This window comes from Nocardioidaceae bacterium (assembly GCA_018672315.1).
Taxonomy (GTDB): Bacteria; Actinomycetota; Actinomycetes; order Propionibacteriales; family Nocardioidaceae; genus TYQ2.
This window is the reverse complement of sequence record CP076053.1, coordinates 2680608-2704219: the sequence shown is the minus strand read 5'-3', so window position 1 is coordinate 2704219 and position 23612 is coordinate 2680608. Positions and strand designations below refer to the sequence as shown.

General features: G+C 71.2%; 25 protein-coding genes. 10 read left to right on the top strand and 15 right to left on the bottom strand.

Features of this window, described 5'->3' with window-relative positions; translation table 11 throughout:
• Positions 1–5: 5 nt before the first annotated feature.
• From KLP28_13080 to mftR, 13 genes are all read right to left on the bottom strand, one after another.
• Positions 6–1142 (bottom strand): alkene reductase, encoded by a 1137-nt coding sequence (locus KLP28_13080; protein QWC84492.1) that lies wholly within the window; start codon positions 1140–1142, stop codon positions 6–8.
• Positions 1139–1837 (bottom strand): GntR family transcriptional regulator, encoded by a 699-nt coding sequence (locus KLP28_13075; protein QWC84491.1) that lies wholly within the window; start codon positions 1835–1837, stop codon positions 1139–1141. Before KLP28_13075 ends, KLP28_13080 begins: the two co-directional genes overlap by 4 nt.
• A complete protein-coding gene (locus KLP28_13070) occupies positions 1830–3308 on the bottom strand; it encodes an aldehyde dehydrogenase family protein (GenBank protein ID QWC84490.1) in 1479 nt (492 codons plus the stop codon). Before KLP28_13070 ends, KLP28_13075 begins: the two co-directional genes overlap by 8 nt.
• 54 nt (positions 3309–3362) lie before the next feature.
• Positions 3363–4472, bottom strand: a complete 1110-nt coding sequence (locus KLP28_13065) for a Zn-dependent alcohol dehydrogenase (protein ID QWC84489.1) — start codon at positions 4470–4472, stop codon at positions 3363–3365.
• A 51-nt stretch (positions 4473–4523) separates the two neighbouring features.
• Positions 4524–5558, bottom strand: coding sequence for an ABC transporter permease (locus KLP28_13060; protein QWC84488.1), 1035 nt, complete (start codon positions 5556–5558; stop codon positions 4524–4526).
• Positions 5555–7120, bottom strand: coding sequence for a sugar ABC transporter ATP-binding protein (locus KLP28_13055; protein ID QWC84487.1), 1566 nt, complete (start codon positions 7118–7120; stop codon positions 5555–5557). The genes KLP28_13060 and KLP28_13055 overlap by 4 nt, the downstream gene beginning before the upstream one ends.
• 3 nt (positions 7121–7123) lie before the next feature.
• Positions 7124–8269, bottom strand: coding sequence for a sugar ABC transporter substrate-binding protein (locus KLP28_13050; protein ID QWC84486.1), 1146 nt, complete (start codon positions 8267–8269; stop codon positions 7124–7126).
• A gap of 50 nt (positions 8270–8319) precedes the next feature.
• A complete protein-coding gene (locus KLP28_13045; GenBank protein ID QWC84485.1) occupies positions 8320–9183 on the bottom strand; it encodes an MBL fold metallo-hydrolase in 864 nt (287 codons plus the stop codon).
• Entirely contained in the window at positions 9180–9551 is a 372-nt protein-coding gene (locus tag KLP28_13040; protein QWC84484.1) for a cupin domain-containing protein, read from the bottom strand. Before KLP28_13040 ends, KLP28_13045 begins: the two co-directional genes overlap by 4 nt.
• Positions 9552–9729: 178 nt before the next feature.
• On the bottom strand, positions 9730–10404 hold the full coding sequence (locus KLP28_13035) for an isochorismatase family protein (protein ID QWC84483.1): 675 nt from the start codon (positions 10402–10404) through the stop codon (positions 9730–9732).
• Positions 10401–11819, bottom strand: coding sequence for an amidohydrolase family protein (locus KLP28_13030; GenBank protein QWC84482.1), 1419 nt, complete (start codon positions 11817–11819; stop codon positions 10401–10403). Before KLP28_13030 ends, KLP28_13035 begins: the two co-directional genes overlap by 4 nt.
• Positions 11816–12709, bottom strand: a complete 894-nt coding sequence (locus tag KLP28_13025; protein ID QWC84481.1) for an isocitrate lyase/PEP mutase family protein — start codon at positions 12707–12709, stop codon at positions 11816–11818. Before KLP28_13025 ends, KLP28_13030 begins: the two co-directional genes overlap by 4 nt.
• A gap of 162 nt (positions 12710–12871) precedes the next feature.
• A complete protein-coding gene (gene mftR, locus KLP28_13020; GenBank protein QWC84480.1) occupies positions 12872–13453 on the bottom strand; it encodes a mycofactocin system transcriptional regulator in 582 nt (193 codons plus the stop codon).
• 100 nt (positions 13454–13553) lie between these two features.
• Between mftR and mftA the strand changes: the two genes are divergently transcribed.
• The 7 genes from mftA to mftF are packed head-to-tail and all read left to right on the top strand — an operon-like array spanning position 13554 to position 19417.
• Positions 13554–13670, top strand: a complete 117-nt coding sequence (mftA, locus tag KLP28_13015; protein QWC84479.1) for a mycofactocin precursor MftA — start codon at positions 13554–13556, stop codon at positions 13668–13670.
• A complete protein-coding gene (gene mftB / locus KLP28_13010) occupies positions 13670–13945 on the top strand; it encodes a mycofactocin biosynthesis chaperone MftB (protein QWC84478.1) in 276 nt (91 codons plus the stop codon). Before mftA ends, mftB begins: the two co-directional genes overlap by 1 nt.
• Positions 13942–15243 carry a mycofactocin radical SAM maturase gene (gene mftC / locus KLP28_13005; GenBank protein ID QWC84477.1) on the top strand — a complete coding sequence of 434 codons (1302 nt, stop codon included), beginning with the start codon at positions 13942–13944 and terminating at the stop codon, positions 15241–15243. The genes mftB and mftC overlap by 4 nt, the downstream gene beginning before the upstream one ends.
• The gene (gene mftD / locus KLP28_13000; GenBank protein QWC84476.1) at positions 15240–16472 is read left to right on the top strand and encodes a mycofactocin biosynthesis FMN-dependent deaminase MftD; all 1233 of its coding nucleotides are present in this window, start codon (positions 15240–15242) and stop codon (positions 16470–16472) included. Before mftC ends, mftD begins: the two co-directional genes overlap by 4 nt.
• The gene (gene mftE / locus KLP28_12995; protein ID QWC84475.1) at positions 16469–17137 is read left to right on the top strand and encodes a mycofactocin biosynthesis peptidyl-dipeptidase MftE; all 669 of its coding nucleotides are present in this window, start codon (positions 16469–16471) and stop codon (positions 17135–17137) included. Before mftD ends, mftE begins: the two co-directional genes overlap by 4 nt.
• Before the next feature lie 10 nt (positions 17138–17147).
• Positions 17148–17915 (top strand): SDR family oxidoreductase, encoded by a 768-nt coding sequence (locus KLP28_12990; GenBank protein QWC84474.1) that lies wholly within the window; start codon positions 17148–17150, stop codon positions 17913–17915.
• Positions 17912–19417, top strand: a complete 1506-nt coding sequence (mftF, locus tag KLP28_12985; GenBank protein ID QWC84473.1) for a mycofactocin biosynthesis glycosyltransferase MftF — start codon at positions 17912–17914, stop codon at positions 19415–19417. The genes KLP28_12990 and mftF overlap by 4 nt, the downstream gene beginning before the upstream one ends.
• Here the strand turns inward: mftF and KLP28_12980 are convergent.
• Together KLP28_12980 and KLP28_12975 are read right to left on the bottom strand one after the other, a co-directional pair.
• Positions 19398–20054, bottom strand: a complete 657-nt coding sequence (locus tag KLP28_12980) for a GntR family transcriptional regulator (protein QWC84472.1) — start codon at positions 20052–20054, stop codon at positions 19398–19400. The two genes, mftF and KLP28_12980, sit on opposite strands and share 20 nt — an antisense overlap.
• Positions 20055–20232: 178 nt before the next feature.
• The gene (locus KLP28_12975) at positions 20233–20751 is read right to left on the bottom strand and encodes an SRPBCC family protein (protein ID QWC84471.1); all 519 of its coding nucleotides are present in this window, start codon (positions 20749–20751) and stop codon (positions 20233–20235) included.
• Positions 20752–20846: 95 nt separating this feature from the next.
• On the opposite strand from KLP28_12975, the gene KLP28_12970 reads away from it, so the two are divergent.
• The 3 genes from KLP28_12970 (at position 20847) to KLP28_12960 (ending at position 23525) form a co-directional block, all read left to right on the top strand.
• Entirely contained in the window at positions 20847–21080 is a 234-nt protein-coding gene (locus KLP28_12970; GenBank protein QWC84470.1) for a hypothetical protein, read from the top strand.
• Between the two features lie 81 nt (positions 21081–21161).
• Positions 21162–21824 (top strand): response regulator transcription factor, encoded by a 663-nt coding sequence (locus KLP28_12965; protein ID QWC84469.1) that lies wholly within the window; start codon positions 21162–21164, stop codon positions 21822–21824.
• A gap of 3 nt (positions 21825–21827) precedes the next feature.
• Positions 21828–23525: a GAF domain-containing protein gene (locus KLP28_12960; GenBank protein QWC84468.1), complete on the top strand. Its 1698-nt coding sequence runs from the start codon at positions 21828–21830 to the stop codon at positions 23523–23525.
• The last annotated feature ends 87 nt before the right edge of the window (positions 23526–23612 follow it).

Genomic DNA, 23612 nt, shown 5'->3' with positions numbered 1-23612 from the left:
GGGTGTCAGTCCTCTCCTCGGTTCGGTTCCCTGCTCGGGTCCGTCGGGTCGTGCGTCGGGTCGTGCGTCAGGTCGTACGCGGGGTAGTCGGTGTAACCGCGCTCCCCGCCGATGTAGAAGGTGTCCTCGTCCCAGGTCGCCCGGTCCACCCCGTGACGCCACCGGTCGACGAGGTCGGGGTTGGAGATGAAGAGCCGACCCACGCTGACCAGGTCGGAGACACCGGTCTCGACGATGGGAGCCACCTCGTCGAGCTCGCTGGAGCCGAGGTAGCCCGTGTTCACGACGTAGGTCGAGGGCCACCGCCGGCGCAGCTCCTCGTGGAGGGTCGAGGTGCGGCCACGCAACGTGTGCAGGTAGGCCAGACCCATCGGCGCGAGCGCGTCCACGAGAGCCAGGTAGGTCTCCTCGTTGCCGCGGTCGTGCATGTCGTTGAACTGGCCTCCGGGCGAGATGCGCAGGCCAACCCTGTCGGCGCCGACACGGTCGGCGACCGCGCGTGCGAGGTCCACGACGAAGCGCGTACGCCCCTCCGCCGAGCCGCCGTAGCGGTCGGTGCGTCGGTTCGTCCCCGGTGAGAGGAACTGGTGCAGCAGGTAGCCGTTGGCACCGTGCAGCTCCACGCCGTCGGCGCCCGCGGCGACCGCCCGGGCTGCTGCGTCCGCGTGGTCACGGATGGTCTCCTCGATCTCGGCGAGGGTCATCTCGCGCGGCTCCGGGCAGGGCACGAACTGTCCGCGCTGCCGGGTCTCGACCTCGAGGTCGGCACGTACCGCGCTGGGCGCCACCTGTGCCGATTGCGTCGCCCGGACGCTCGGGTGCCCCACCCGCCCGGTGTGCATCAGCTGGAGGAAGATGCGTCCGCCGGCGCCGTGGACGGCATCCGCCACTCGGGTCCAGACCGCCTGCTGGGCATCGGTGTGGATCCCCGGTGTGCCGGGATAGCCCTGCGCCTGGACGCTGGGCTGCGTCGCCTCGGAGACGATCAGGCCCGCGCCCGCCCGCTGCCGGTAGTACTCGACAGCTGCCTCGGGGAGCACGCCCTCCTCGTCCGCGCGGTTGCGCGTCATCGGCGCCATCACGACGCGGTTGGCGAGCTCGACGTGCCCGAGCCGCCAGGGGGTGAAGATCGTCCCGGTCATCGTGTCTCCCCCCCTGCGTCGGCGAGCAGGAACATCGTGTTCTGCAAGGACGCGTGCAGGTGCCTCTTCATCGAGGCCCTGGCCCCGTCGCCGTCCCTGGCCCTCAGGTGGGCGATGAGCTCGTCGTGCTCACCGACGGCCTCCTTCGCGCGCTGACCGGTCGCGCCCGAGCGTGACCGCGCCAGTCGCAGCTCGACGTTCACCTGGGTCACGGCCTGCTGCAGGCGCTCGTTGCCGGCCTCGCGCACCACCAGCGTGTGGAGGTCCAGGTGGTCGAACGGCGAGGGCGCCGGGCCCTGCGTCACCTCGGAGACCGAGGTCTCCTGCAGCCGGGCCAGCTCCTCGAGACCGGTGTCGCTGATGCGCGCCGCAGCCAGCTCGGCCGCCTCGCACTCCAGCGCGATGCGCACCTCGAAGAGCTCGCGCACCTCGGCGAGGTCGAGGCGGCGTACGAAGGCACCTCGGTGCGACTCGAGCACCACGAGCCCGGCGTGCGCGAGTCGCTGCAGGGCCTCGCGCACCGGCCCCCGGCTCACACCGAGGTCGGCGGCGATCTCGACCTCGTTGAGCCGCGAGCCAGTGACCCGCTCACCGGTGACGATCTGGTCGCGGAGCCGCGCCTCGACCCTCCCGGCGAGCGTCAGGTTGCTGCGGTCGATCGGCGCGACGCCCTCGAACCGCCCGCCGTCAGGCATCGATCCTCACGCACACGGTCTTGATGTCGGTGTAGTCGTGCATCACCGCATGACCCATCTCGCGGCCCCAGCCGGACTCCTTCACCCCGCCGAACGGCATCGCGGCGTCGAAGACCCCGTAGGTGTTCACCCAGACGTTGCCCGCCTGGATCCGCGCCGCGACGCTGTGGGCGGTGCCCACGTTGGCGGTCCAGATCCCCGAGGACAGTCCGTACCTGCTGTCGTTGGCCATCGCGACGACCTCGTCGACGTCGGAGAACCGGTTGGCCACGACGACCGGACCGAAGATCTCCTCCTTCACCACGCGCGCCTCCTGGGAGACCCCGGCGATGATCGTCGGCTCGATGAAGTAGCCCTGCTCCCCCACCCGGCCGCCACCGGTGACGATCTCGCCCTCGTCGCGACCGACGTCCAGGTAGCCGCTGACGCGCTCGAAGTGCTCCAGGCTGCCCAGCGGCCCGATCTCCGTGGCGGGGTCGAACCCGTCGCCCACGGTGATGCCGCGGGCCTTCTCGGCCATGCCGGCCATGACCTCGTCGTAGACGTCGTCGTGGACGTAGAGCCGGGACCCCGCCGCGCACGCCTGCCCGGCGTTGCTGAAGATGCCGTCGGCCGAGCCCGCGATCGCCGCCTCGATGTCGGCGTCGGGGAAGATGATGTTCGCGCTCTTGCCGCCGAGCTCCAAGGTGACGCGCTTGAGGTTGCCCCGTGCCGCGTCCACGATGCGACGCCCCGTCGCGGTGGACCCGGTGAACGACACCTTGTCGACGAGCGGGTGCTCGGCCAGCCGCTGCCCGACGGTGTGGCCGTAGCCGTTGACCACGTTCACCACGCCGGGCGGGATGCCCGCCTCGAGCGCCAGCTGGCCCAGCCGCAGCGTCGAGAGGGGCGTCGTCTCGGCCGGCTTGATCACGACGGTGTTGCCGGCAGCGAGCGCCGGGGCGAGCTTCCACGCCGCGATGTTGAGCGGGAAGTTCCACGGGATGATCAGACCCACGACGCCGAGGGCCTCGCGCCGGGTGTAGGTGTGGTATTCACCGGGCGCCGAGACGGGGATCGTCGAGCCCTCGAGCTTGGTGGCGAAGCCGGACATGTAGTGGAACAGCCCGGCAGCGGCCGGCACGTACCCGCCGACCGACTGGGTGTACGGCTTGCCCTGGTCCAGGGTCTCCAGCCGGCCGAGCTCCGCGGCGTCGGCCAGCATCAGGTCGCCGAGGCGCCACAGGGCGGCCGCACGCTCGTCCGGCTTCATCCGGGGCCAGGGCCCGGAGTCGTACGCGGTGCGCGCGGCGGCCACGGCGCGGTCGAGGTCGGTGACGTCACCGAGGGCCACGTCGGTGATGGCCCTGCCGGTCGCCGGGTTGATGGTCTCGAGGGTCGCGCCGTCGGCGGCGTCGACGAAGTCGCCGTCGATGAGGAGTCGGGTGTGCTCGATCGGCGCGTTGACGTCGACGTCGGGGGTGGTGGTCATGCCTGCTCCTGAGCTGGGGGTGGGGTGGGTGTTCGCCGAGGGACCGGCCGAGGGTCAGTGCTCGTGCACGATCACGCCGCGGATGTTGCGTCCGGCGTGCATGTCGGCGACGGCCTGGTTGATCTCCTCGAGCTTGTAGCGACGCGAGACCAGCTCATCGAGCTTGAGCGTCCCGTCGGCGTACATCTTGAGGAGCTTCGGGATGTCGGCCGTCGGGTTGCAGTTGCCGTACATGACGCCCTGGAAGTGCTTGGCGAAGTTCGTGAAGTCCTGCGGGCTGATGGAGATGCCCTCCTCGGCCTGGCCGACGGAGACCAGGACGCACGAGCCGGACTTGCCGACCGCCCGGAAGGCGTCGCCGATGATGTCGCCGTCGACGCGTCCCACGCAGATGAGCGCCACGTCGACGCCCTGACCGTTGGTGAGGTGGTCGATGCGCTCCTGCGCCTCGGGGATGGAGGTGTACGCCTCGGTCGCCCCGAAGACCTTCGCCTGGTCGTGCTTGTCGGCGACGGGCTCGATGACGATGATGTGGTCCGCGCCCGCGTGCTTCGCGCCCTGGACGGCGTTCGCTCCGACCCCGCCGAGGCCCAGCACGAGCACGACGTCCCCGGGCTTCACCCCGCCGTTGACCGCGGCTCCGAACCCGGTGGCGACGCCGCACGAGGCGAGGCAGGCCAGCTCGAAGGGGATGTCCTCGGGCAGCTTCACCGTCTGCATCTCGTGGCAGACGATGTAGTTGGAGAAGGTGCCGAGCCGGGTCACGCCACCGACTGGGTTGCCGTCGGCGTCGTGGAAGTGCGGGTTGCCGTCCATGCTCATGCCGAGCTCCATGCCGGCACCGTTGTTGCAGATGTACTGCATCCCCTGGGCGCAGTAGACACACTGGCCGCACGCGGGGATGAACAGCGTCGCGACCCGGTCCCCGACCTGGACGCGGGTCACCTTGGAGCCGACCGCCTCGACGACGCCGGCGCCCTCGTGACCGCCGACCATCGGGAGCTGCACGGCGAGGTCGCCGGTGACGAAGTGGTCGTCGGAGTGGCACAGCCCGCTGGCCATGACCTTGATGCGTACCTCGTTCTCACCGGGCTCGTCGAGGTCGAGCTCCTGCACCTTCCACTCCTCGTTGACGGCGTGGATGACGGCTGCCTTGGTCTTCATGGTGGTTCCTTTCGAGGCTCTGCTTGGGGTGGTGACGGAGAGGTGGCTGGATCAGGCGGGTGCGTCGCGCACCTCGGCGCGGCGTCGCCGCTCGCCGCGGCTCTTGACGACCTTCGACATGACGACCGCGATGACGAGCGCCCCGCCGTAGAAGAGCTGCTGGACGTACTGCTGGGCGCCCATGAGCTGCAGGCCGGTGATGCCGGTGACGAGGAAGTAGACGGCGATGAGCGTGCCCCACGGGTTGAAGCGGCCGATGCGCAGGACCGTCGACCCGAGGAAGCAGGCGGCGAAGGCCGGCAGCAGGAACGCGGCGCCTGAGACCGGGTCGGCGCTGGCGGTCGTGCCGGTGTAGACGACGCCGGCGACGCCGGCGATGCCGGCCGAGGCGGTCAGTGCCCCCAGGCGCAGTCCCGGCACGTTGACGCCGTTGAGCCGGGCGACGTCGCGGCTCTGCCCGGCGAAGAGCAGTCGCTGCCCCACTGCCGTGTGGTCGAAGACGTACCAGATGACCACGCACAGCGCGACGGCGTAGTAGAAGTCCAGGGGGATGGACAGGAACGGCTGGGTCAGCATCACCTCGGACAGCGTGCGGTCGACGCCGGTGATGGTGACCGAGCTGGAGATCAGGTAGATCAGGCCCTGCACCACGGTGCCGGTGCCCAGCGTCACGATGAGGGGGTCGATCTCGAAGACGGTCACGATCAGACCGTTCACGATGCCGACCAGCAGGGCGGCGACGATCGCTGCGAGCACGGCCGCCCAGATGTTCCACCCCTTGTTGACGTTGAGCACCGCGACCACGACGGCCGCCAGGTTCAAGGTCGAGGCGATCGACAGGTCCAGGTCGCCGGTGCGCAGCGGGATGATCAGGCCGAGGGCCAGGATCAGCAGCACCGCTTGCGACCCGAGCATGTTCGAGACGTTCGCCGTCGTGGGGAACGTGTCGGGCACCAGGAGGCTGAAGACGATGATCAGCAGCGCCCAGACGCCCAGGAGCGCGAAACGCTCGGGCTCGGCAGGACGCTTCGTGGTCGCCGTGCCGGTGCTCTTCTCGTCGGTGCGGGGCGGTGAGGTGGTCGTCATGATGCTTCCTCTGCGTAGACGGCGGACGCGAGGGCGTCCTTGGTGATGTCCTCGCCGTGCACCTCGGCACGGGCGCGACCCTGGTCGATGACGATGACGCGATCGGCCATCTCGACGAGCTGCTCGTAGTCCGAGGTCGCGCACAGCACCGACATGCCGTCGGCGATGGCGGCCCGGATGAGGCGGAAGATCTCGCGGCGGGCGCCGATGTCGACGCCCTGGGTCGGCTCGCTCAGCAGCATGACCCTGGGATCGGTGTCGAGCCACTTGCCGAGCAGCGCCTTCTGCTGGTTGCCGCCACTGAGGTGGCCCAGCTGCGCGGCCGGCATCGGCGGCTGCACGTTCAGCCGCTCGCACGCGGCCTGCGCCTGGGCCCGGATCGCCGTCCAGTCGACGAGGAAGCCGTTGGCACGCCCGGTCAGGAACGGCAGCGACATGTTCTCCAGGACCGTGAGGTCCAGGACGCCGCCCTGCCCCTTGCGGTCCGCGGGGATGAGGACGACGCCGCGGCGCATCGAGTCCGCGGGCCGGGGCCGGTCGGTGGCGACCCCGTCGAGGAGCACCGTGCCCGCGCGGGCGGCCCGTGCTCCGTAGAGCAGCTCGGGCAGCTCCTCGAAGCCCGACCCGGCCAGGCCGGTGACACCGACGACCTCGCCGGGGTAGAGGTCGAGATCCAGGTCGCGCAGCCGCTCCCCCGTGAGACCTCGCGCTGACAGCACGGGCTCGAGATCCTGGGTCGTCGTGCTCGTCAGCTTGACCGCGGCGTCGTTCCCGGTGCCGAGGATCAGCTGCACGAGGTCGTCGCGGGTCGAGCCGGCGGTGTCGCGGGTGCCGGCGGTCTCCCCGTTGCGGAAGACGGTCACCCGGTCGGTCACCTGCAGGATCTCGTCGAGGTCGTGGCTGACGAGCAGCACCGCGTCACCACGCGAGCGCAGCCGGTCGAGCAGGTCGAAGAGGAGCCCCACCTCGTGGCGGGGCAGGAACACGGTGGGCTCGTCGAGCACCAGGATCTGGCTGCGCTTCCCACCCGTGAGCTCCTGGGCGCCGACGGCCCTCACCACGGCGACCATGGCGCGCTGCACCGGGGTGAGCATGTCGATCGTGGCGTCGACGTCGACGTCGACCTCGAACCGCTCGAGCAGCTCGCGGACGCGGGCCCGCTCCGCGGACCAGTCGACGCGTACGAAGCCGCGTGCGCTGCCCGTCGAGTCCAGGGCCATGTGCTCCAGCACCGTGCCGGCCGGGGCCAGCCCCAGGTCCTGGTGCACGAAGCCCATCCCCTCCTCGCGGAGGCCGCGGGAGCCGAAGGGGCTCCGCAGCTCCCGCCCGTGGATGCTGACCACGCCGCCGTCGGCGTCGTGGAAGCCGGCGAGCACCTTGATGAGGGTGGACTTGCCGCTGCCGTTGGCGCCGAGCAGTCCGTGCACCTCACCGGCGCGGACGTCGAGGTCGACACCCCGCAGGGCGGGGACGCCGTTGAAGGCCTTGCGGAGGGAGGAGACCCGGAGCAGCGGGGCGGGCGTGCCCGCCCCGCTGGCCGGGACCGACTGGGTCTCGGTCATGACTTACTGCAGCCCCCAGAGCTCGAAGAAGGCGTCGGGGTACTCGTCGCCGAAGCCCTCCGAGGGCGACGGCGGGTTGCCGAAGTCGGCGACGTTGGACTCGTCGACGAGGCGGAGCGGGCCGGTCTCACCCGGGATCGGGTCCGCACCGAGCATGGCGCGGAAGGCGACGTCGATGTTGACGTGCGCGACCCAGTCGGGGCTCTCCGCGACGTTCACCGCGACACTGCCGTCCTCGATCATCTTCAGGATGGCGGGCGTGCCGTTGAAGGTGTAGATCTGCACGTCGCGTCCACCGGCAGCCTGGGCGATGCCGGGCGCGGCGTACAGCGAGATCGAGTCGTAGATCGGCAGCACCGCGTTGATCTCGGGGTCCTTGAGGAGCGCGGACTGCACCAGGCCCTGCACCTGGGTCGACCACTGGGCGACGGGCGCGTTGACGACCGTGGTCGTCGACCCCGCGGGCCCCTCGTTCTCGAGGGTGTCCTGGATGGTCTGCACCATGCCCTCCGAGGGTCCGGTCTCGGAGACCTCGATCACCAGCGCGTGGACGGGCTCGCCCTCCAGGTCGGCGATGGCGTACTGCGTGAACAGACGGGCGGCCTGGTTGAAGGGGGCGAAGGCCTCGTACTCCAGGCCCGGGGTCCCCTCGCCCTCGCTGTCGCTCAGGTGGAGCGGGATGACCGGGATGCCGGCCTCCTTGGCGGCGTCGATCTGCGGGCCGAGCGTCTCGGCCAGCGGGCCGTTCAGCAGGATCGCACCGGCGTCGTCGTTGATGGCCTGCTGGATGCCCTGCTGGTAGGAGGTCTGCGTGCCGTCCGAGGGGAAGGTGCGGAAGTTGACGCCCGCCTCCTCGGCGACGCTCTTCATCGCCTCCTCGCCCACGGAGTAGAACTCGGCCTTGCTGTCGATGGGGATCGAGTAGATCGTCTGGCCCTCGAGGCTCGAGACGTCGATCGGTTCACCCAGGTCGTCGACGGACGGGATGTCCTTCGCGGCGTCGACGGCCTGCTGGGCGGCTTCCGCGGCGGCCGTGTCGGTGCCCGAGCCGGCATCCGCTCCGGCTCCGCCGGACGAGCTGCCGCAGGCGCCGAGCAGCAGCGTCGCCACCGACGCCGCCGCCAAGGCGGTGAGCTTGTTGGTCTGCATGGGTCCTCCAGAGTTGCGTTGAGTGGGTCCGGGCGAGGTGCGGGTGCGGGTCAGCGGGTCGCGAGCTCGGGGCTGGCGACGAGGTCGTCGTAGATGCGCGCGATGGACCGGCGCTGGAACATCTCGACCAGTGCGTCGGGGTAGCCGACGTAGTCGTCGGTGTCGACGTGGATGTTGTCCTCGAAGCGCACCTCGTCGCAGGCCTGGTCCTTGGAGTGACCCGCGTCGATGGTGGCGGCCACCTCGGCGACGACCTCGCGACCGAGCTGGCGGTAGCGGTCGACGACCGCACGGTCCGCGACCTCGCCGTGCCCGGGCACGAGGAACTCGAAGTCGTACGCGCTGACGGCGTCGATGGCGTCGAACCAGTCGACGAGCCGGGAGTCCTGGAACGAGGGCAACCCCGCCTCGCAGACGATGTCGCCGGTGAAGATGACGGCGTCGCCGGGGAACCACGCCAGCAGGCTGTTGGCGGTGTGGCCGGGGCGGAAGGTGAGCTCCAGGGCGACGTCGCCGACGTGCAGGTCGAGCTGGTCGCTGAAGACGACGTTCGGCACCTTCACCTCGTAGTCGTCGACCCAGGCCACGGCCTCGGGGTCGATGCGCGAGAACAGGTCCTTCAGGTACTGGTCCGAGGGGGGTTCGGTCAGCAGACGGGTGCGGGTTCCGCGGTGGGCGACGACCTCGCCGCGCTGCCAGAAGTTGCCGATGGTGTGGTCGGGGTGGTGGTCGGTGTTGACGACGAACCGGGTCTCACCGAAACGCGCGGCGGTCTCGGCCCACCTGACGGCGTCGGTCGGCCGGTGCGGGCTGTCGACCTGGATCAGGCCGGCGGGGTCGACGATGAGCGAGTTGTTGCTGCCCAGGTGCGCGACCTCGACGTGCACGCGGCTGCTGATCTGCTGCAGGGTCATGGCTGCTCCCCCGTCGGCATCGATGCTCCGCCGAGGAAGCCCGGGAGCAGGTCGACCCGCATCGGGCTGAAGACCTCGATGAAGACGGCCTCGCCCTCGATGCTGCGCCCGCCGTGGACCGCGTGCCGGGGCACGATGGCCACGTCGCCGGCGGCGAGCTCCATCTCGGTGCCGTCGATGCTGAACCGGATGCGCCCCTCGAGCATGACCAGCGCCTGCTCGGCGTCGTCGTGCACGTGCGGCGGCAGCTCGGTGGGGTGCACCCAGGTGATCCGGTTGACGCTGATCTCGCGGCCGGCGACGGCCCGCCGGAAGTTGTTCGGGAGACCTTCGGTCTCGGGCAGCTCGGTCCATGACGTCGCATGCATGCCGGTGCCTCTCTGTCGATGGGCTATGACTCGGATCACGCTAGGTCGTCAACTACTAACTGTCAACAGTGTGCACTTGGCGTTTTCGCGTGGATTTCCTGCGCCGTTCAGGTACGCCGATAGGCCGCTGCGCCGGACCTCTCGAGGCCCCGCGCACCGGTCTGTCGGCCTGCCGGTCTCAGCGTCCGGGAACGCCCTCCAGAGCGCTCAGGAGCTCGTCGGTGGTGGAGACGTCGGCGTACTTCTGTCCCATGTCGAAGAGGTTGACCTCGTGGACGAGCGGACTGCGGTCGTACACCGCGTCCGAGGGCACTGCGACCTTGTAGTTGTAGGAGAACGCGTCGACCGCACTCCCCCGGACGCATCCGGAGGTGGAGCACCCGGTGACGACGAGGGAGTCGATGCCCGCCTGCACCAGGTAGCTCAGCAGCGGGGTGCCGAAGAACGCGCTCGGATGACGCTTCGGCAGCAGGATCTCGCCCTCTCGCGGGGCGATGTCGGGGTGGAACTCATAGCCCTTGTCGGGGATGTCCATGATGCCCGGCACCTTCGCCCCGAGCGCTCCGGCGTCGAAGGACTTCTTGGGCGCGACGTACGGGTAGAGCACCGGCCAGTCCCGGGAGCGGAAGAGCTCGAGGAGGCGCTTGATGTTGCCCACCGCGTCCCACGCGGCCTCTCCGACGCTGGTGGTGAACTCCTGGATCGCCTCGTCGAAGGGACGTGGCTCGGTGCCGGTCGTCCGGTACTGCACGTCGATGATGAGCAGCCCTGGCCGGGACCCGAGACCGACCGGCCGGCCGAAGCCGGCCGCGTCGTAGCGCTGCCTGGTGGTCTCGTCGATGAGGTCGCTCATGCCTCCGCCTCCTTCTCGGCCGCGGCGAGGGCGGTCGCACCGCTGTGCTCACGCCGCAGGTACTGACCGGTGGTCTTCTCGGCGAGGACGCCGTCCCGCATCGCGAACCGACCACGCACCAGGGTGTGCACCACGCGCAGCGGCACCTCCGTGCCCTCCCACGGCGTGTACTCCGCGCCCGAGTACTGGGTCGACGCGTTGATCGTGTAGCTGCCGTCGAGGTCGACCACCGCGAGGTCGGCGTCGGAGCCGACGCGGATGGTCCCCTTGCGGGGATACATGCCGAAGAGCTTCGCCGCGCGGGTCGACGTCGCGTCGACCAGCCGGTCGATCGACACCCCCCGCCGCAGGCCCTCGCTCAGGGTCAGGGGCAGCACGCCGCCGGTGCCGGGGAACCCGGCGGACGCCGTCCAGATGTCCTTCTCCTTGGCGGTCCGGTGACGGTGGTTGTGGTCCGACCCGACGCTGTCGACCCGGCCGTCGGCGAGGCCGAGCCAGAGCGTCTCGAGGTCCTCCCGCTCACGGATCGGCGGGTTGACCTTGCCGTAGGTGCCGCAGCCGGACTCCGTGGTCAGCGTGAGGTACTGCGTGCACGTCTCGACGAACAGGTTCTCGTAGGACTCCCGCTGACGCTGCATGGCGTCGAGCGCCAGCTTGCTGCTGGTGTGGACGGCGTACACCGAGGCCCCGGTGATCTGGGCCATGTACGCCACTCGCTGCACCGCCTCCGCCTCCACGAAGGAGGGGCGCGACTGGTTCCAGGCGCTCAGCGGGCCACGGGACTCGTCGATCGGACGGTTCTTCAGCTTCCAGACGAGCTCGATGTTCTCCGGGTGGGGGTTGATCATCGCGCCGGCGTCGGCGGCGGTGCCGAGCACGTCGTACATGTAGCCGTCGTCGTTGCCGGGCAGGCCGAGGTAGGCACCCTCGTCGCCCTTGAAGTTCATGAAGAACTTGAAGCTGGAGACCCCGAACTCACGGATGTAGGCCGGGATGTCGTGCACGTGGTCGTCGGAGCCGACGACGATGTGGAAGCCGAAGTCGGTGAAGGAGTCCTGCTCCATCACGGCCTGGGCGCCGGGCACGACGGTCTCGTACGGCTCCCCGCTCATGAGGTAGACGAGCATCGTGGTGACACCGCCGTTGACGGCCGAGGCCGTCTCGAGGCGCGCGTCGTCGGGGTCGCGCGGCACGCGGATGTCCTTGCCGAGGTGGACGTGCGGGTCGATCGCCCCGGGGAGCACGAGCTTGCCACCCAGGTCGACGACCTCACGCGCCCGGGCCTGCGAGCTGGGCGAGACGATCCCGGCGACGCGGCCGTCGGTGATGAGCAGGTCGACCGGGGAGACCCCCGAGCCGTGCAGGTAGACCCGGCCACCGGTCAGGCGTGTGTCGTGGACGGTGGTGGTGGTCATGCTCGCTCCTCACGGTCGGTGACGTCGGCGGCGTAGCGCCGGTCGAGTGCATCGAACTCGGGCTTGCGCACGAGCTCCTGGCGGTCCGCCCACGAGATCATCAGGTCGCCGGCGTCCAGCGTGTCACCGTGATCGATGAGGTGCTCCATCACCTGCCGCATGCCGGCGACGGCTCCACGCATGGCCGCGTTCGCGTACAGCGCGATCGAGAAGCCCAGCTGGCCGAGCTCCTCGCGCGAGGTCAGGGGTGTCAGGCCCCCTTCGACCATGTTGGCCATGTGGATGCCGGGCACGTCCCGCACCACCCGTGCCATCTGCTCGTGGGTACGCGGGGCCTCGACGAAGAGGATGTCCGCGCCGGCCTCGGCGTAGGCGCCGGCGCGGTCGATCGCGGCGTCGATGCCCTCCCCCGCCAGCGCGTCGGTGCGCGCGATGATCAGGGTGTCGTCGCTGTGGCGGGCGTCGACGGCGGCCTTCACCTTGCCGACCATCTCCTCGACGGTGACGACGCCCTTGCCCTCGAAGTGTCCGCACTTCTTGGGGCTGACCTGGTCCTCGAGCTGGATCGCCGCCGCTCCCGCCCGCTCGAGCTGACGCACGGTGCGCTGCACGTTCAACGCGTTGCCGAAGCCGGTGTCGGCGTCGACGACGAGCGGGATCTCGACGCTGTCGGCCATCGCGGCCACGTGCCCGGCGAGCTCGGTCGCGGACATCAGTCCGAGGTCGGGCATCCCGAGGTAGGTGTTGGTGACGCCGGCGCCGGAGACGTACACGGCCTCGAACCCCGCCTGCTCGATCACGCGCGCCGTCAGCGCGTTGGGCGCACCGGGCAGGAGCAGCGGTCGTTCGGGTCGCGCGAGCAGCGCGCTGAGCGAGGAGGGGCTGGACATGCGGGTCATCTGACCTTTCCGAGGGTCGGCGGAGACGTCGCACGAGGGGGGGCGGCGACGGATCCGGTCGAGCGCAGACCGGGTGCGGACTGAGATCCTCAGTGTGCGCGGTCACATGTCAACTGTCAACAGTTGCGCCTGGTGTCGGTGGGCCCTCTTCCCTCACGCGCCGGCGCGCCCGCCGGGCCGCAGGGCGAGCACCGACAGTCCGTCCACCAGCAGGTCGATGAGCGAGACATCAGGGTCCTGCAGCCAGAGCTCGTACGCCGTCAGCGCAACGGCGAGCGCGACGTGCCCCACCAGCTGCGGCTCCAGCTCGTGGGGAGCACGCCCCAGGCGCCGCGCGGCGTCGTCGGCGACGACCTGACGCCACTCGGCGTACCGCAGGGCGGAGTGGGCCTGCAGAGCCGGTGTGGTGAGGATCAGCCGCATCCGGTCGACGTGTGGCGGTCGCGCGTGCGCCGGGAACCGGTTGAAGTCGACGATGCCGCGACCCACCGCCTCGAGCACGGGCACGTCGTCCGGGATCGCGGCGAGCAGCTCGCGGAGCGCGTCGAGCGTCTGGTCGAAGCGCCCCCAGGCGATGTCGTTCTTCGACGGGAAGTAGCGGAAGAGCGTGCGTCGACCGACGCCCACCTCCGCCGCGATGTCCTCCAGCGTCGTCGCCTCGAAGCCGCGCTCGGCGAAGAGCCTGAACGCCGCCTGCTCGATGGCGTCGTGGCTGGTCACTTCAGGTCGTCCCACCGGCTACCTCCTCGACACGCGTGCAATCTAGGCCTTCCGTTGTTGCCCCGGGTGCAGTTACGGTGTCCAAACTGTCAACAGTTTGCGAGAGAGGATCGCCATGAACCCCGACACCCCCACCTCAGCCGACACCCCCACCGCGTCGCCGGAGGAGACCGTGACGAGCGAGATGCTCATCGAGGAGGTCTCGATCGACGGCATGTGCGGCGTCTACTGATGCTCGACCAGGCCTGGACCCTGTCGCCCTCGGTGGCGTTGCGACCCGAGCCCTTCGGGGCGCTCGCGTACCACTTCGGCAACCGCAAGCTCACGTTCCTCAAGCGGCCCGAGCTGGTGGCCGTGGTCCAGGCCCTGGGCGACCAGCCCGACGTCCGTGGAGCCCTCGAGGCGGCCGGCGTGCCGCCCGCCCAGCACGAGGCGTACGCCGAGGCGCTCGCCGGGCTCGCCCGCACCGACATGATCCGGCCCCGCAGCTCCGAGGAGAACGCATGACCATCACGCCCACCCGGCCGGCCCCGACCGCCCTCACCGCTCGGACCGCTCCGACCGCCCCGCCTGCGCGACCGACCGGCGGCACGCTCGTGGAGCAGTTCGAGCTCGGCCTCGACGCTCCGATCTGCCTGACCTGGGAGCTCACCTACGCCTGCAACCTCGAGTGCGCACACTGCCTGTCGAGCAGCGGACGACGGGATCCGCGCGAGCTCACCACCGAGCAGTGCGAGGCGGTCATCGACGAGCTGCAGCGGATGCAGGTCTTCTACGTCAACATCGGCGGTGGCGAGCCCACCATCCGGCCCGACTTCTGGCACCTGCTGCAGTACGCGATCGACCACCAGGTCGGGGTGAAGTTCTCCACCAACGGGGCACGTCTGACCCCCGAGCGCGCCGCGTTCCTCGCTTCCCCGGCCTGCAACGGGTACGTCGACGTGCAGATCTCCCTCGACGGGGCGACCGCGGAGGTCAACGACTACGTGCGGGGCCCCGGCTCGTACGACATGGCCCTCACGGCGCTGCAGAACCTCCAGGACGCCGGCTTCACCGACGCCAAGATCTCGGTGGTCTGCACCCGGCAGAACATCGGCCAGCTGGACGAGTTCCAGGCGCTCGCGGACCGGTTCGGTGCGACCCTGCGCCTGACCCGGCTGCGCCCGAGCGGTCGCGGCGCGGACGTGTGGGACGAGCTGCACCCCCTCCCCCACCAGCAGCGCGAGCTGTACGACTGGCTCATGGCCAAGGGCGAGGGCGTCCTGACCGGCGACTCGTTCTTCCACCTCGCCGCGTTCGGCGAGGCTCTGCCGGGTCTCAACCTGTGCGGTGCCGGTCGCGTCGTGTGCCTGATCGACCCCATCGGGGACGTGTACGCCTGCCCCTTCGCGATCCACGACGAGTTCCTGGCGGGCAACCTGCTCACCGACGGCGGCTTCCAGGCGGTCTGGCAGACCTCCGAGCTGTTCACCGAGCTGCGTTCCCCCCAGACCGGTGGCGCCTGCGCCTCCTGTGCGTTCTTCGACTCCTGCCGCGGCGGCTGCATGGCCGCCAAGTTCTTCACCGGGCTCCCCCTCGACGGACCCGACCCCGAGTGCGTCCAGGGCTACGGCGAGCAGGCACTGGCGGGTGACCGGGTGATCCCCGCCTCGAGCCAGGACCATTCCAAGGCCGCGCCGACGCGGAACCAGCCGGTGATGCTGAAGCTGCTGACCCGACCACCGGCCAGTGCCTGCGCCGAGAGCCCGCTGGCCGGGTTCGATCCCACCACCGATTCCTGCGCGACGAAGGGCTGCTGCTCATGAAGAAGCCGACGAACCCCTGGAAGCAGAACCCCTGGTTCGAGTCCGTGGCCGTCGCCCAGCGCCGGGCGCGCAAGCGCCTGCCCGCTCCCGTGTACGGCGCGCTCGTCGCGGGCTCGGAGCGCGGCCAGACGATAAGCGACAACGAGTCGGCCTTCACCGAGATAGGGTTGCTGCCCCTCGTCGCAGGCCACGCCGCGGAGCGCTCGACGCAGACCCGGATCCTCGGCACGGACGTGTCGCTTCCGGTGCTCATCAGCCCCACGGGCGTGCAGGCGGTGCACCCGGACGGGGAGGTCGCCGTCGCCCGGGCCGCTGCGGCCCGGGGCACGATCATGGGGTTGTCGAACTTCGCGTCGAAGTCGGTGGAGGAGGTCACCGCCACCGGCGCCCAGACGTACTTCCAGATGTACTGGACCGGTGACCGCGACACCATGATCCAGCGCATGCAGCGGGCCCACCGCGCCGGCGTGATCGGGCTGATCGCGACGCTCGACTGGTCCTTCTCGATGGGTCGTGACTGGGGCTCGCCCGAGATCCCCGAGAAGGTCGACCTGAGGACGATGGTGCGGATGGCCCCGCAGGTGGCGACCAAGGCGCGCTGGATGTACCGCTTCGGTCGGTCCGGCCAGATCCCGGACCTGACGGCCCCGAACCTCGCCCCGCCCCAGGAGTCTGTCGGCCCGACCTTCTTCGGCGCGTACTACGAGTGGATGACCACGCCGCCGCCGTCGTGGGAGGACGTCGCGTGGATGGCAGCGACCTGGCACGAGATCAGCGGGACCCCGTTCGTCCTCAAGGGCGTGTGCCGGGTCGACGACGCGCGACGCGCGGTGGACGCGGGCGTCGACGCGATCTCGGTCTCCAACCACGGAGGCAACAACATCGACGGCACACCGGCCGCGATCCGGGTGCTCCACCCGATCGCGCAGGCGGTGGGCGAGGACATCACGGTGCTGATGGACGGTGGCGTACGCCGGGGCTCCGACGTCGTGAAGGCCCTGGCCCTCGGCGCGTCGGCGGTGATGATCGGCCGCGCGTACCTGTGGGGTCTCGCCGCCAACGGCCAGACCGGCGTCGAGAACGTCATCGACGTCCTCGGCGGAGGCATCGACTCCGCGCTGCGTGGACTCGGGGTCTCCTCGGTCCAGGACCTCTCCCCCGAGCACCTGCTCGTCCCCGACGGCTTCCACGTGTCCTCGGACCGCGCCCCCTCACCCGTCCTGTCGTGAGCTCGCTCGCCGACGCGACGTGGCCGGAGATCGATCGGCGGCCGCTGGTCCTGGTGCCCGTCGGGTCGGTCGAGCAGCACGGGCCCCACCTGCCGCTGGACACCGACACCACGATCGCCGTCGCCGTCGCGGAGGCCGCGGCGCGCGAGGTCGGCGGGTGGGCGGCGCCGCCGCTGGCGTACGGGTCGAGCGGGGAGCACCAGTCCTTCGCCGGCACCTCCTCGGTGGGGACCGACGCGTTGACCCACCAGGTCGTCGAGCTCGTGCGCTCGATGACGACCTGGGCGGCCGGCGTGCTGCTGGTCAACGCGCACGGAGGCAACCTCACGGCGCTGCGCGCGGCCGTCGAAACGCTCGGCATGGAGGGTCGGCGGGTGGCGTGGGTCGCGTGCGCCACCGAGGAGGTCGACCTGCACGCAGGGCGTACGGAGACCTCGCTGATGCTCCACCTGCGGCCCGGGTCCGTACGACTGGACCGTGCCGAGGCCGGCAACTGCAGTCCGCTCGCGGAGATCCTGCCCGCGATGATGTCCGGGGGCGTCGCCGCCGTCTCCGCCAACGGCGTGCTGGGCGACCCCGCCGGCGCGTCGGCGCAGGAGGGCCTCGGGGTGCTGCGCGCGATGGTGGCGGACGTGACGGACGCGGCCCGTCGCCTGACGGCGTGAGGGGCGGTCGATGACAGAGCGCGTCGCGATCGTCACCGGGGCGGCCCGCGGCATCGGCGCGGCCGTGGTCGACCACCTGGTCGCCGACGGCTGTGCCGTGGTCGCGCTCGACGTGTGCTCGGGGTCCCCGCAGGCGACCCGGGAGGACCTCGAGCAGGTGGCCGCGCGCGGCGGTGATTCGGTCGTGCCGGTCGTCGCCGACGTCCGCGACCGGTCGGCGCTCGAGACGGCGGTGGATCTCGCGACTGACCGCTGGGGACGCCTCGACGTCGCCGTCGGCGCCGCAGCCGTCGTCCGCGGTGGCGCGCCGCTGTGGGAGACCGCCGATTCCGACCTGCAGGACCTGTGGGACGTCGACGTGCGCGGCGTGTGGAACCTGGCCGCGGCGGCGATCCCCGCGATGCTGCGCAGCCCGAGTCCCGAGCGTGCGCGCTTCGTGGCCGTCGCCTCGGCCGCCGGTCACCACGGCCTGTTCCACCTCGCGGGCTACAGCACCGTCAAGCACGCCGTGGTCGGTCTCGTGAAGGGGCTCGCCGCGGACCTGCGCGGCACCGGGATCACGGCGTGCGCGGTCTCCCCCGGATCCACCGACACCGCGATGCTGGCCGAGACCGCAGGGCTCTACGGCGTGGACGTCGCGACGCTGGTCGCGCAGCAGGACCTCGGCCGCGTCCTCGCGCCCGCGGAGGTCGCCGCCGTCATCGCCCACGCCTGCTCCCCGGCCGGCGCGGTCTTCCACGCCTCGGACGTGCACGCCGACGGCGGCTTCAGGCCATGACGTCGACCGCGCCCGCGGCCGCGCCCGTGCACGATCAGCCCGCGGAGCCCGCCCTGCCAGACGGCTTCACGGTCGAGCTGCTGCCGACGACATCGCAGCTCGAGGGCGGCCGGCTCCTGGTCGGCGGCGCTCCGGTCACGGCGATGCGCCTCTCACGCGCCGCCGGCGATCTGCTGTCCGGTCGCCGGCTCACGGTGACCGACGTCGCGAGTGCGGTGCTGGCCGACCGTCTCCTGGCACGCGACATGGCGGCTCCCGTGGTCGACGACGTCGAGGCGAGACCGGCCGAGGAGATGACGGTGGTCGTGCCGGTCCGCGACCGCGCGGAGCAGCTCGACCGTTGTCTCGCGGCTCTCGGACCACTCCGTGTCGTCGTGGTCGACGACGCCTCCCGCGGTCCGGGCGCGGTCGCGGCGGTCGCGACTCGCCACGGCGCCGAGCTGGTGGTCTTGGCGGACAACGTCGGACCGGCCGGTGCGCGCAACGCAGGGCTGGCTCGCGTACGCACCCCCCTGGTCGCCTTCGTCGACTCCGACGTCGTCGCGTCCGCGGAGGTGCTGCTGCAGCTGACGCGGCAGCTCGCGGACCCCTCGGTGGCCCTCGTCGGACCCCGTGTCGTCGGCCGTACGACGAGGGCGGACCCGCGATGGTTCGAGCCGTACGACGCCGCGGCCTCGTCCTTGGACCTCGGTCGCCGCCCCGGCTCCGTAAGCAGCGGCGCCGCCGTGGGCTGGCTGCCCAGCGCGTGCCTGGTCGGCGAGGTGGCACGGCTCGGTGACGGGTTCGACACGAGGCTGCGGGTCGGCGAGGACGTGGACCTGGTCTGGCGACTGACCGCGGCGGGGAACCGCGTGCGGTACGACCCCGGGTGCGTGGTGCACCACGACGTACGCCCCACACTGACCGGGTGGCTCGGCCGCAAGGTCGTGTACGGCTCGGGCGGTGCCGAGCTGGCCAGGCGTCACCCGGGTCAGTTGGCCCCCGCGGTGCTGTCGCCCTCGATGGCCGTCGCGGGGCTGGCGCTGCTCTCCCGGCGGAGGTGGGGCCTCGCCGTGGCCGGTGCCACCGTTGCGCACGCTGCCGTCTCGGTCGATCGGGCGCTCCCCCGCGAGGTGCCGCAGCCCACCCGGGCGCGGGCATCGGTCGCGCTGGCACTGCAAGGCGCCGGCTGGGCGGTGCGACAGGAGTCGTCGCTGCTGGTCAGGCACTGGTCACCGGTCTCGGCGGTCCTGCTGGCCTCGCGGCCTGGCCGTCGGGTGATGGCCTCGGCTCTGGTGATCGACGGTCTCGTGGCCTGCTACGAGCGACGGCACACAGGGCTCGACGTCGCCACGCTGCTGGTCGGGCGGCGACTCGACGACGCGGCGTACGGGGCCGGGCTCTGGTGGGGTGCCTGGCGCGCCCGGTCTCTGGCGGCGCTGCTGCCGCGGCGCCCCTCTCGGCCCGGTGGGCCGAGCGGGGCAGGCCGTGGCGTACGCGACCTCAGGTCTGCGCGTCGATGAGGGCGATCGCGTTGTCGAGGGAGTTCAGCAGGTGACGACGCAGGAGGCGTACGGCCGCCTCGGCGTCCCCTGCCGAGAGGGCGTCGACGATGTCGCGGTGCTCCGCCACCGCCTCGCGGGCCCGTGCCGGCTGGCTGGCCGATCGTGACCGCGCCAGCCTGATGCGGGCCGACGTCGCCTCGGCGGCCTCCACGAGGGCAGTACTGCCCGAGAGCTGCACGAGCACCCGGTGGAAGTCGCGGTCGGAGGGATAGGCGGCGTCGCCGTCGGCGAGCACCGAGGCCGCCCCGTCGACCTCGCTCACGAGAGGCTCGAGGCTCGAGGCGTCGCCCGACTCGGCCACCAAGCGGGCGGCGTGCGTCTCGAGAGCGATGCGCAGCGTGTAGAGGTCGGAGAGCTGCTCGGCGGTGAAGGCCGGCACGAACGCCCCGCGGTGCGGCACGAGGTTCAGCAGGCCCTCGCTGCTGAGCCGCCGCATCGCCTCGCGCAGAGGACCGCGGCTGATGCCCAGCGCCTGGGCGAGGTGCACCTCGTTGAGTCGCTCACCGGAGGCGAGCTGGCCCTCGAGGATCATCTGCCGCAGGACCGAGACCGTCCGGTCCGCGTACGTCACCTCGCCGCCGAGCGGGGACGGCATCGTCCGATCGCCCACTGCCGCTCCTCCGGTCGGGACCGCCGCTCGCGGCGGATCTGCGCTTCGTCGCCGCCAGGCGACTCCGCGGGAAAGGTACCCGATCCCCTCGGTCTCACGACGCATCTGCGCCGCCCGGATAGGTACGGAATCGGTCGGAGATCGCGGCCCCGGGACGACGGCGTCAGCTCGGGGATCGCTCGCCGTTCTCGAGCTCGCGCTTGAAGCGCGCGAGCGTACGAGCGATGTTGCCGCGCTGGAACCGCGCGAACGTCGTGCCGGTCGCGACCTTGTCGAAGGCCCGCGCGGCCCAGTCGGGCCACGAGGTGCGCTCGTCGATCCACGTCTGCTGCACCCGGACGCCGGTCTCGGTGGGCTCGAAGCGGTAGTCCCAGGTCGCCACGGGAGCCTTCAGCCACGGCTTGCGTACGCCCCAGGTGTCGACGGTGAACGCGAAGTGGTGCGGGGCGTCGGCGGCCGTCACCACACAGCTGGTCTGCCAGCTGACACGGCCACGGCGGTTGCGGCCGGTGAACCGGTCCCCGACGGTCAGCGCCTTGCCCGGCTCGGCGTCGGCCCCGCGGTTCTCGGGACTCCAGCGTCCCATCTGGGAGACGTCGCTGAAGGCTGCGTACGCGACCCCGGGTGCGACGGCGACCTCGACGGAGTCGCTGACGGTCATGGGTCGAGAGGTGCGAGACATGCGGTGACCATAGACGTGGAGCGCCCGGCGCCCGTGTCCCCCGCCGTCGACCCCAGGGGCACGACGCGGTCGATGAGATCGAGACCGGCCTCTGCGTGGGTCGACCTCAGGATCGACCGGTCGCGCGGCCCGGTGAGCAGCTCGTGCGCCACGGCACTCGCCGTGGCGTGGTCGAGGTGAGCGGTGGGGGTGGTGGCGCAGTGGTGCGGGTCGTCGTCGACGAGACCGACCTGACCGCGTACGTCGTCGAGCCGGAGCCGACCACGGCGACCCCACGCTCCTCCGAGGATGTGCCGGTGGCTGACGACCGGCTTCTCCAGGGACGGTAGGAAGCCAGGAGGGCGCCGCCCATGGTCATCGGTCCCGATCACGATGGACGGAGGTCCCACGAGCGCTACTACGATGACCGCATGGTCGAGCCGTCGGCGCCGGAGGAACGCCTCGTGCGCGTCTTCCTCCTGGACGACCACGAGGTCGTGCGCCGCGGCATCCGGGAGATGTTGGCCGATGAGCAAGGGATCGTCGTGGTCGGGGAGGCAGGCTCCGCGGCCGAGGCCGTGCCCCGCATCCTCGCGCTCCGTCCCGACGTCGCCGTCCTCGACAACCGGCTTCGCGACGGGACCGGGATCGACGTGTGTCGGGAGGTGCGTTCGCGTGACCCCGAGATCCGAGCGCTCATCCTGACCTCGTACGACGACGACGACGCGGTCTTCGCCGCGATCATGGCCGGCGCCGCCGGGTACGTCCTCAAGCACGTGCGGGGAGTGGACCTCGTGCACGACATCCGTCGGGTCGCCGCGGGGCACTCGACCCTCGACCCCGATCTCACCGCACGGGTCTTCGACCGGGTCCGTCACGGTCCGCCGGTGGACGAGGAGCTCGAGCGTCTCACCGAGCAGGAGCAGCGTCTGCTCGAGCTGATCGGCCGCGGACTGACGAACCGGGAGATCGCCTCCGAGCTCTTCCTCGCCGAGAAGACCGTACGCAACTACGTCTCGACCATGCTGGCGAAGCTCGGGCTGGGCAGTCGCACCCAGGCGGCGATCTTCGCCCAGAAGCATCCACGCCGCTGACGCATGAGTGACCGCCCCGACCCCAGTCTGCGACGCGTCGACATCGACGAGCGGCTGGACGGACTGTTGGGTCGTACGGGCGGCCCGCTCTCGGAGCGGGAGCGCATGCGTCTCCTGCTCGACGCCGCCGTGGCCACGACGAGCGACCTGTCGCTCGACGGAGTCCTGGCCCGCATCGTCCGACTGGCGGGAGCGATCGTCGAGGCGCGGTACGCGGCGCTGGGCGTGCTGGCGGAGGGGGGCGACCGCCCGCTGCGTACCTTCGTCCACCACGGCCTCGCGGTGAGCGTGGCCTCCGACATCGGGGACGCACCCCACGGACTCGGTCTCCTGGGTCTGCTGATCGATCGACCGGAGCCGCTGCGGCTGCACGAGATCGCCGAGCACCCGGCATCCTTCGGATTTCCTGCGCACCACCCTCCGATGCGCTCGTTCCTCGGCGTCCCGGTCCGCAGCCGAGGACGCGTGTTCGGCAATCTCTACCTGACCGAGAAGGCGGGGGGAGGCGAATTCACGGCGGAGGACGAGGAGATGGTGGTGGCGCTAGCGGCCGCCGCCGGTGTCGCGATCGAGAACGCACGGCTCTACCAGGAAGCACGCCACCGGCAGCACTGGTTGGAGGCCACGGCCCTCGGCACCAGTGCGCTCGCCGGTGACGGGGCGACCTCGGAGGTCCTCGACGCGCTGGCGCACCGCGCGATGCTCGCGGCCGACGCCGACAGCGCCTGGTTGGTGCTCCGGAGCAGCCACGGGCCCTCGCGCGTGGCGGCGCTCGCAGGGGCCCTCCCCGGCGACCTCGACGACCTGACGCGCCCTGGCACGTCGACTGCGCAGATCCTCTCCGAGGCCGACGCAGAGGCCGACGCCGGCGGACTCGCCGGATCCCTGGAGCCGAGGGGGCCTCTGGGCGGTCCCCAGCTGGTCGTCCCCCTGCGGACCGATGGTGCCGCGCTCGGCGTCCTGGGCATCGCCTGGGCGCACGAGCGTGCGGGGGCCGGTCACGACCTCGACCCGGACCTACCACGGCAGCACGCGCACCAGCTGGGGCTGGCTCTGGAGGTCGCCCGGGCGCGCGACAACCAGCAACGGCTCGCCGTGCTCGAGGAGCGTGACCGGATCGCGCGAGACCTCCATGACGTGGTGATCCAGCGGCTGTTCGCCGTGTCCCTCGGCCTGGACTCCTTGACGCGCAGGCTCGAGGACCCTCAGACCGCGGGCAGGGTGTCCCGCGCGGTCGACGAGCTCGACCAGACGGTCAAGGACATCCGTCGCACCATCTTCGCCTTGAACGTCCCAGCTCATGCCGGTGACGTGCAGTCACGGATCTCGCTTTTGGTGGAGCGCGCCCGAGCCACGCTGAAGTTCCGTCCCTCGCTCACCTTCGAGGGGCCCGTACGCAGCGTCGTCGTCGGGGAGGTGGCTGAGGACGTCCTCGCAGTCCTTGCCGAGGCTCTTTCGAACGCCGGCAGGCACGCCAGTGCGGACACCGTCGAGGTCACGGTCGCGGCCGGCCGCCAGATCTGTCTGACGGTGACAGATGACGGCGCCGGCTTCGACGACACGCGGGTCGCTCACAGCGGGCTCGAGAACTTGCGACGGCGAGCCGAGGACCGTGGCGGGACTCTCGAGGTCCGGTCTACCCCCGGTCGGGGCACGCAGGTGGTGTGGACCGTGCCGGCCCCGCCGAGACACGGGCGCTGAGTCCGGCCCCGCTCCACCCACTCCGGATGGCTGCGGTCACGGGACGCCGGTCCCTGTCGGTGAGGACCCACGTCACTACCGCCGGGC